Origin of the sequence: Bradyrhizobium sp. (assembly GCF_049586575.1) — a bacterium.
Taxonomy (GTDB): domain Bacteria; phylum Pseudomonadota; class Alphaproteobacteria; order Rhizobiales; family Xanthobacteraceae; genus Bradyrhizobium.
Genome location: NZ_JBAVCF010000012.1, coordinates 1 through 8,841 on the forward strand (window position 1 = coordinate 1; position 8,841 = coordinate 8,841).

Consider the following 8,841-nt stretch of genomic DNA (forward strand, 5'->3'; position numbering starts at 1 on the left):
GTTGCTGACGCCTTGGGATGAGCGGAAGCGGTCTTCAATCAAGCTGAAGCCGCTGGTGCAGGCCGCCTTGAGCAAGATCGAAGGCGTCAATGCCTTTGCGTTCAATCTGCCGCCGCTGCCGGGCGGCCCCGGCGGTCTGCCGGTTCAGATGGTGATCAGTTCGACCAACGGCTTCCAGACGGTCTATGAGCAGATGCTCAAGCTGAAAGACGCGGCACGCAAGAGCGGATTGTTCATCGTCTCCGACAGCGATCTCGATTTCAACCAGCCGGTGGTGCGGATCAAGGTAGATCGTTCGAAGGCGAGCGACCTCGGCCTCACCATGGCGAATATCGGCAATACGCTTGCCACCATGCTTGGCGGAAACTACGTGAACCGTTTCAACCTCGAGGGGCGGTCCTATCAGGTGATTCCGCAGGTGCCGCGCCAGGACCGCCTGTCGCCTGAGTCGCTCGGCAACTATTATCTGTCGACGCCGACCGGTCAGCAGATACCGCTGTCGACGGTGGTGTCGATCGAGACCGGGACCGATCCGAACGCGCTGACCCATTATAACCAGCTCAACTCCGCTACCTTCCAGGCGGTGCCGATGCCGGGGGTGACGGTGGGGCAAGCGGTCGACTTCCTGGAAGGAGAGGCGAAGAAGCTTCCGGCAGGTTTCAACCACGATTATCTCGCCGACTCGCGGCAATACGTGCAGGAAGGCAATCAGCTCGCCATTACGTTCGGTTTCGCGCTGATCATCATTTTCCTGGTGCTGGCCGCGCAATTCGAAAGCTTGCGCGATCCGCTTGTCATCATGATCAGCGTGCCCATGGCCATCGTGGGTGCGCTGATTCCGCTGTTCTTCGGTGCGGCGACCATGAACATCTACACTCAGGTTGGGCTGTTGACGCTGGTCGGTCTCATCAGCAAGCACGGCATTCTGATGGTGGAGTTTGCCAACGAGTTGCAGTTCAGAGAAAGTCTGGACCGCCGTTCCGCGATTGAAATGGCGGCCCGCGTCCGGCTTCGTCCGATCCTGATGACGACAGCGGCGATGGTCACGGGCCTGTTGCCGCTGCTCACCGCAAGCGGCGCGGGCGCGGCGAGCCGGTTCTCGATCGGCCTCGTCGTTGTTGCCGGCATGACCATTGGCACGATGTTCACCCTGTTCGTGCTGCCGGCGGTCTATGTATGGATCGCAACCGATCATCGCGCGGGCGCCGAGTCCGAGCGTGCGAGAGAAATCGCCGACTTCGACCTCGGATCGAAGGCGTTAAAGCCGACTTAACGCGATTGGCCAGAGGGAGAAGTCGGCATTCGCGCCTGGTCGCGCGGGTCGTTTCGGGATAGCGGATTATGTTAAAGTTCCATGGAACGTAACATGATCCAGGGAAGTACCTGACGTGACCCGCGACTTTTCTCCCGGCAATTATCGTTTCATCCCGGCGGTCTTTCAGTATTCGAGCGGCGCTTGCGCGCTGCCTGGCTTCGAGATCGAACGCGTGCGCTTCGATAGGCCTCGGCCATTGGCCGAGGGGTTTGCGCAAGCGGCAACCTACATTCAGAACGCGGGCGAGCGGCTGACATCGTTCTGCGCCTGCGAGTTGCGCTCGCCGTCGGCGTTCACTGAAGCCGGTTTCCTCGCCTTCAACCAGCATTACGTCAAGACGCTGGCGGAGTGGGGCCTCTTTGACGGCACCACCAACCCCGTCGCGCGCAGCAATGTCTGCCCGGAGATCGATCCTACCGCCGAGCCATCCTTCTACGCGTTCTCTTTCGTCCGCCCGATCGCCGGGCAACGCCGCAGTGCTGTGCCGGATTTTGTCATCGCGGGCGGCGCGGAAGCCCGCGGCGGCGCCGGCAGCTATCCCGAGCGGATCGTGCGCTATCGCGATCTCAGCCCGGACGGGTTGAAAGAGAAGGTGGGTTTCACCGTTGGTGAGATGGAAAGTCGTCTGGCTGAATTCGGCTTCGTCTGGAAAGACACCACCGCGGCGCAGGCCTATACGGTCCACGATTTCCACCCTCTCATGGCCGAAGAACTTGTGCGCCGTGGCGCCGCGCGGTCCGGCCTGACCTGGCATTTTGCGCGTCCGCCCGTGGTCGATCTCGAATTCGAGATGGATTGCCGAAGGGTGAGCCGGGAGGTGGTGATTTAGGGAAGGGGAGTTCGCGCTCTCGTCGTTGCGAACGAAGCGAAGCAAAGCAAAGCAAAGCAAAGCAAAGCAAAGCGAAGATTCCAGACGTTGAGGACGTTAACTGCTGAATTGCTTCGTCGCCTCGCTCCTCGCAAGGACGGAGCCTATCGCGACTTCGGGTCGAGCGCGTCGCGCAGGCCGTCGCCAATCAGGTTGAACGACAGCACCACCAGGAAAATCGCCAGCCCCGGCCATACCGCCATCCAGGGCGCGTTGGTGAGAAAGCGCTGCGCTGAATTGAGCATGCTGCCCCAGGAGGGGGCCGGCGGTTGCTGCCCCAGGCCGAGGAACGATAGCGCAGCTTCGGCGATGATCGCGGCCGCAATCGATAGCGTCGCCTGCACCAGAAGCGCGGGAAGGATGTTCGGCAGAATATGAAACAGTGCGATGCGCCAGGGCGGATTGCCGATGGCACGCGCGGCCTCGACATAGTCCTCGACCTTGACGCTGAGGGTCTGGCCGCGGGTCAGCCGAATGAAGACCGGCGTCGCCGAAATACCGATCGCGATCATGGCATTGCGGAGGCTTGGACCGAGGAAGGCGGCCAACGCGATGGCCAGGATCAGGAACGGACAGGCGAGCATCGCATCTGTAACCCGGCTGATCAGAGCGTCGACAAATCCGCCGCGATAGCCGGCAAGCAATCCAAAGGGAACGCCGATCGAAAGCGCGATTCCGACCGAAATCGCGCCGGCCACCAGCGAGGCGCGGGCGCCAAAGATCACGCGGGCAAGGATATCGCGGCCGAGATCGTCGGTGCCAAACCAGTGCAGCGCGGACGGCGGCTTGCGTACCAGTGTCCAGCTCGTCGCTACCGGATCGTATGGCACAATCCAGGGCGCGAGCGACGCGAGCACGATGAACGTTGCGATCACGATGAGGCCGACGACCGCCCCCTTGCGCGCCAACAACCGGCGCAGCGCCCGCCGCGCCGGAGTTTCGAGTTCGTCGCTGGCTGATACGACGCAGGCGGCGAGTGCGGCGTCAACCATCTTCAACCCCTCAGCCGCGGGTTGACGAGGATATAGGCAATATCGGCAATCAGGTTGAGCGTGATGTAGATGGTCGCCGTCACCAGCACGACCCCCTGGACCACCGCATAGTCGCGATTGAACACGGCATCGACGATCAGCTTGCCAAAGCCGGGAATCGAGAAAATCTGCTCGGTCAGAACCGCGCCGGATAACAAGGTCCCAAGTTCGAGCGCTCCCAGTGTGATGATCGGCGTCAGCGCATTGCGCATGGCGTGCTTGAGAATGACGGCGCGTTCCGACAGGCCCTTGGCGCGGGCGGTGCGAACATAGTCGCTTTCCAGTACCTGGAGCATCGCGCTGCGGGTATGGCGCATCAAAACCGCTGCAATGGCATTGCCGAGCACGAACGCCGGCATGATGGTGGAAGCCAGACTCGCGCGCCAGTTTTCGGAGAGCGGCACGTAGCCCGAGGCCGGCAGCCATTCGAGTTTGATCGAGAACAGGAAGATCAGCATGATCCCGAGCCAGAAGTTCGGTGTCGAGATGCCCCACAGCGCAAACAGGTTGGCGCCGTAATCCCACATCGTGCCTTTCTTCACTGCCGAGACGATGCCGGCGGGAATGCCAATCAAAAAGGCGACCACAATGGCCATCGAAGCCAGCTGCATCGTCACCGGCAGCTTTTCGGCGATCAGGTCGCGCACCGGCACCTTGATCCGCAGGGATTCGCCGAAGTCGCCGGATGCAATGCCTTTGACCCAGTAGAAATATTGCACCGGGATCGGCCGATCGAGCCGGTATTGCTGGCGTATCTGCGCGATCACGTCGGGATTGCGTTCTTCTCCGGCCATGACGAGCGCGGGATCGCCGGGCAGCAGGTGTTGCAGCAGAAAGATCAGGACGGACACGAAGAATAGCGTCGGAATCAGTTGCAGGATGCGTTTGCCAAGGAAGTTCAGCATGGGGCTATCCGTGTCCCGGGCGCAGCGAACCATGAAATGTCGCGCTGCTGAACCAGGATCCATGTGAGCCGGTTGGCAGGTCCGGCTCTGCGGAGTGGCGCAGGGAGGCTGTATCGCGTCCGGGACACTCGAATGGGATCGTCTTCTTCACTTCAGTTTCAACCCGATGACGCGCACCAGGCCGTCCGGCATTTGCCGGTAGCCTTCGAGCTTGGCTGTGTGCGCGATCAAGAGCTTCCGGTGATAGAGATAGATGATCGGCTCGTCCTTGAGCACTTGCCCCGTCACCCTTTCGTAGATCGCCTTGCGCTTCGCGGGATCGGTGGTCAGGCGCGCATCCTCGAAGCCTTTGTCGACGTCCGCGTTGGTGTAGACACCGTCATTCTGCGGCGCCTTGCTATGCAGAAAGACGTAGGAGTTTCCGTCGGGGTCGATCCGGCCGCTCCAGCCGATCAGGAAGGCCTGGAACTCGCCAGCCTGGGCTTGCTTGAAGGAGGTTGCGAATTCGATCAGCCGGATCTTGAGGTCAAAGCCCGCTTCCGCCGCCATCGATTGAATAACCTGCGCAACCGACTCGTTCTCCGCGCCCTTGGGCACCATCAGGTCGACGCTGACGGGTAATTTTACGCCCGCCTCCTTCAATAACGCCTTGGCCTTTTCGACATCGCGCTTCGGAATCGGAAACGCTTTTTGATAATAGGGATGCTCGGGGCTGACCCACTGATTGCCCGGCGTGAACTCGCCGTTGAAGACGACCTGGTTGATCGCGTCGCGATCGATCGACAGCTCGAGCGCCTGGCGCACTTTCTCCGACTGGCTGAGGCCGCCCTTGTTCTTGTCGTTGCCGACGTTGATGGTGAGCCCCATATAGCCGAGCTCAAGCGCGGTTGAGAGTTTTAGCTTCGGATCGGCGCGAACATCCTTGATGTCGGTAGCCAACACACGCTCGATCAGGTCGAGGCCGCCCGACCTGAGATTGGCGAGCCGCACCGTGGCATCGACGATCGGCAGGAACACGATGCGGTCGATAAAGACATTGTCCTTGTTCCAGTAATCGGCGAATTTCTCGAAGACGATGCGGTCCTGCTGCACGCGCTCGACGAACCTGTAGGGCCCGGCGCAGACCGGATGCAGGCCGAACTTGTCGCCTTCTTCTTTTGCCGCCTTGGGCGAGACCATCATGCCGGCGCGGTCGGTAAGCTGTGCGATCAGCGGCGAGTAGGGGGTCTTCAACACCAGCTTGATGGTGAGGGGATCGACGACTTCGACGTGGTCGAGCGCGGCAAGCTCCGGCTTACGGAACGAAACCGGCAAGGTGAGGTGCCGGTCGAGCGAGAACTTGGCGGCCTCTGCGTTGAACGGTTCGCCATCGTGGAACTTGACGCCCGGCCGCAACTTGATCGTGACTTCCTTGCCGTCGGCCGACGTCTCATGCGACAGCGCGAGCTGCGGCACGATGTTGAGCTTTTCGTCGATGTCGAAAAGCTTGTCGCAAAACGCCGAAAACACGATACGGCCGACATAAGTGCGAGCGGTGGAGGGATCGAGCGCGTCCGGGTCTTCGGCAAGGCCGATACGGAGTGTGGTCTGGGCGTGGGCCTCAAACGAAAACAGCAAGGCCGCCGCAATTGCCGCCAAACGCATCATCTTCATCACACGTCTCTCCATTGACATCGCTTCTCGACCGATCCCGCGGCGTCGCCCATAGAACCCCGAAACCCGGTTCACGTCTGCTAGTGTGGCGGTTCGGAAGTCCGCATCATTTGTGCCGCGGGCTGGTCATGCGGACTTCTGAACCAAAGTCACACTAGATCAATAGGTTTGTTAGCGTCCTTTCGATTCCGAAGTCCGAAACGTGGCTCCGCAAGATGCTACGAACTTCGGAATCGGTACACCAGGGCGACCAAACGCTGCGACCAATCGCTCCAGTTCAGGCGAAAACGCGCCGTCGCTCGGAATGATCGCGTCCGCCGCAGGCAACTCATCCGCACGATGGCACGCCGTCAGATGATCGGCGGGGCCTGGCAGCAATTGCGGGACGTCGATCCGGCAGCGGTCGATCGCAAAGGGACAGCGGGTATGAAACCGGCAGCCGGAGGGTGGATCGATAGGGCTCGGCATCTCGCCTTCGAGCACCATGCGGCTGCGTCTGGCCCGCGGCTTCGGCACCGGGATCGCGGACAACAACGCCCGGCTATAGGGATGGCGTGGCGAAGCGAACAGCGTTTCGGCGTCCGCGCTCTCGACAATATGGCCGAGATTCATCACCGCGACCCTATCGGCGATATGCTTGACCACCGCGAGGTCGTGCGAGACGAAGACGTAGGCCAGGCCCAGCCGCTGTTGCAGGTCGCGGAGCAGATTGAGGATTTGCGATCGGATCGAGACATCCAGCGCCGAGACCGGCTCGTCACAGATGATCAGCTTCGGCTCGACGGCGAGCGCCCGGGCAATCGCGATCCGCTGGCGCTGGCCGCCGGAAAATTCGTGGGCGTAGCGGCGCGCAAAGCGTGGCTCGAGCCCGACCAATCGTAACAACTCTTCGACCCGTTCGCGGCGTCGCTCTCGTGACACGAGATCGTGCAGCACCAGCGGCTCGGTCAGGATCTGGCCGACCGTCATCCGCGGGTTGAGCGAGGCATAAGGATCCTGGAAGATGATCTGCGCGTCGCGGCGGAAGGCGCGCAGTTCGTTCGCGCCCATCCCCAAGAGATCGCGGCCTTCGAACCGGATGTCGCCCTGATCGGGTTCGATCAGGCGCAACACAAGCCGGCTGACGGTCGACTTGCCGCAGCCGGATTCGCCGACCAGGGCCAGCGTCTCGCCGGCATCGACACTGAACGAGACGCCATCGACCGCCTTGACGAAGGCTGTTGGCCGCCCGAATACCGAACGCGCCGCGATGAAATGCTTGACGAGGCCTCTCGCCTCCAACAGCGCGGTCATGACACCAGCCTTTCGAGCGGCGCGCGGATGCAGCGCGACCAATGGCGGGGGGTGATCTCAACGAGCGGCGGTGGGGCTGTGGCGCAAGCGCTCTCAACGAAAGGACATCGCGCGGCGAACCGGCAGCCTTTCGGGGGCTCGCTCATGTTGGGGACCATGCCCTCGATGGTCGCTAGATGCGAGGTGCGGTGCTCAAGACGCGGAATCGAGCCCAACAGGCCGACGGTGTAGGGATGTTGCGGGCTAGCGAACAAAGTATCGACGTCGGCTCGTTCGACGATCTCGCCGGCATACATCACCGCAACCTCGTCGCAGACTTCGGCGACCACGCCGAGATCGTGGGTGATCAGGATAATGGCCGCGCCGCTTTCCGCCTTCAGCTCGCGCATCAGGTCGAGAATCTGTGCTTGCAGGGTGACGTCGAGCGCGGTGGTGGGCTCGTCGGCGATCAGGAGGCGCGGATCGCATGCCAGCGCCATCGCGATCATCACGCGTTGGCGCATGCCGCCGGAAAGCTTGTGCGGATATTCGTCGATGCGCCGCTCCGGCGAGGGGATTCGTACCCGCCGCAGCAATTCGATCGTGCGTTTGCGCGCGGCGCTTCGGCTCCCGCCACGATGGCGGAGAATGGATTCCATGATCTGGTCGCCGATGGTGAAGCTCGGATTGAGCGACGTCATCGGCTCCTGAAAGATCATGGCAAGCCGGTTGCCGCGCAGGTCGCGCCGGATCTGGTCGGAAACGCCAAGAAGATCGAAGCCATCGAAGCTGATGGACCCCGTCACCTCGGCCGACTGCTTCGGCAAAAGCCCCATGACGGCGAGTGAGGTGACGCTCTTGCCGCAACCGGATTCTCCGACCAGGCCGAGCGTGGCGCCTCTGCCGACTGCCAGATCGACGGTGTCGACCGCATGTGTGGTGCGACCGTCGTCGCCACGAAAGGTGACGCGCAAATCCCTGATTTCGATCAGCGGCGTATCGGTCATCGCTCGTCTTCCTGCGCCGCCGCGACGCCGGCATCGATCACCGCGCGATCGGTGATTCCGGCGGGATTTTTTCGGCTCGGCAGAAATTTGCGGAAATGCACCCAGCGCTCGCGGCTCACCGCTTCCAGCCGCGCTAACTCGGCGAGCGGATCGGCGTGGTCATCGACCCGGAGATCGAGATCGGACCATTCTTCTTCGCCGTAGATCAGAAGTGCCGCCGACTGCTTGCCGCGCTTGTCACCGCCGGCGGCTTGCCCGGCGTGCATCGCGGCGATCATGCGTCGGGCGAACGGCGTACCAGCGTTGACGACATAGGCCTTCGCGGTTTCATCGAGAACCCGCCCACCCGCGAGCATGTTGCCTGCAATCGAAAAACTGTCGCCTTCGAGATGCCCGCACCAGTCGACGCAGTCTTTACCCGTGTAGGCGGCGATCCGCCCCTTGGCGTCCATGATGTGAACTTGCCGGCTAGCGTTTCCGGAATCGGTCGCAATCAAGCTTTCGACGATCTCGCGCGGGGCGCGGCCCTCACGTAGCAGCCTCAAGCCGTCAATCCCGTAGTAGGGATTGACCAGCGCTTGGGTTGCAATCCCGCCAAACGTGGGCGCGATGTGAGGCACGCGCGCGCCGACCGCGAAGAATTTCGTGGCGACCGCTATTCCGATCTGGCCGGTGGCATTGTCTTTGGCAATGATCGACCAGGTCATGGGATTTAGCGTCCGGCCGCGTAGCCCTGCATGCCGCGCGGGTTCGCCGCGGCGCGGCGGCGGCGGCCGATCTTCGAGGCGGC

At 62.1% G+C, this 8,841-nt stretch carries 8 protein-coding genes; 2 read left to right on the forward strand and 6 right to left on the reverse strand.

What is annotated here, in order from left to right; all coding sequences use genetic code 11:
* Both WB528_RS00495 and cnbZ read left to right on the forward strand, forming a co-directional pair.
* On the forward strand, positions 1–1,273 hold a 1,273-nt coding region (locus WB528_RS00495; protein ID WP_423886475.1), incomplete at its 5' end, for an efflux RND transporter permease subunit.
* A 115-nt stretch (positions 1,274–1,388) separates the two neighbouring features.
* Positions 1,389–2,144, forward strand: coding sequence for a 2-amino-5-chloromuconate deaminase CnbZ (gene cnbZ, locus WB528_RS00500; protein ID WP_423886476.1), 756 nt, complete (start codon positions 1,389–1,391; stop codon positions 2,142–2,144).
* 143 nt (positions 2,145–2,287) lie between these two features.
* Here cnbZ and WB528_RS00505 read toward each other — a convergent pair whose 3' ends face one another.
* From WB528_RS00505 to WB528_RS00530, 6 genes are all read right to left on the reverse strand, one after another.
* Positions 2,288–3,175, reverse strand: a complete 888-nt coding sequence (locus WB528_RS00505; RefSeq protein ID WP_423886477.1) for an ABC transporter permease — start codon at positions 3,173–3,175, stop codon at positions 2,288–2,290.
* A 2-nt stretch (positions 3,176–3,177) separates the two neighbouring features.
* Positions 3,178–4,119 (reverse strand): ABC transporter permease, encoded by a 942-nt coding sequence (locus tag WB528_RS00510; protein WP_423886478.1) that lies wholly within the window; start codon positions 4,117–4,119, stop codon positions 3,178–3,180.
* Between the two features lie 147 nt (positions 4,120–4,266).
* Positions 4,267–5,772: an ABC transporter substrate-binding protein gene (locus WB528_RS00515; protein WP_423886479.1), complete on the reverse strand. Its 1,506-nt coding sequence runs from the start codon at positions 5,770–5,772 to the stop codon at positions 4,267–4,269.
* Between the two features lie 171 nt (positions 5,773–5,943).
* Positions 5,944–7,065, reverse strand: a complete 1,122-nt coding sequence (locus WB528_RS00520) for an ABC transporter ATP-binding protein (RefSeq protein ID WP_423886480.1) — start codon at positions 7,063–7,065, stop codon at positions 5,944–5,946.
* The gene (locus tag WB528_RS00525) at positions 7,062–8,051 is read right to left on the reverse strand and encodes an ABC transporter ATP-binding protein (protein ID WP_423886481.1); all 990 of its coding nucleotides are present in this window, start codon (positions 8,049–8,051) and stop codon (positions 7,062–7,064) included. Before WB528_RS00525 ends, WB528_RS00520 begins: the two co-directional genes overlap by 4 nt.
* The gene (locus WB528_RS00530; RefSeq protein WP_423886482.1) at positions 8,048–8,758 is read right to left on the reverse strand and encodes a DUF1028 domain-containing protein; all 711 of its coding nucleotides are present in this window, start codon (positions 8,756–8,758) and stop codon (positions 8,048–8,050) included. Before WB528_RS00530 ends, WB528_RS00525 begins: the two co-directional genes overlap by 4 nt.
* Positions 8,759–8,841 lie beyond the last annotated feature (83 nt).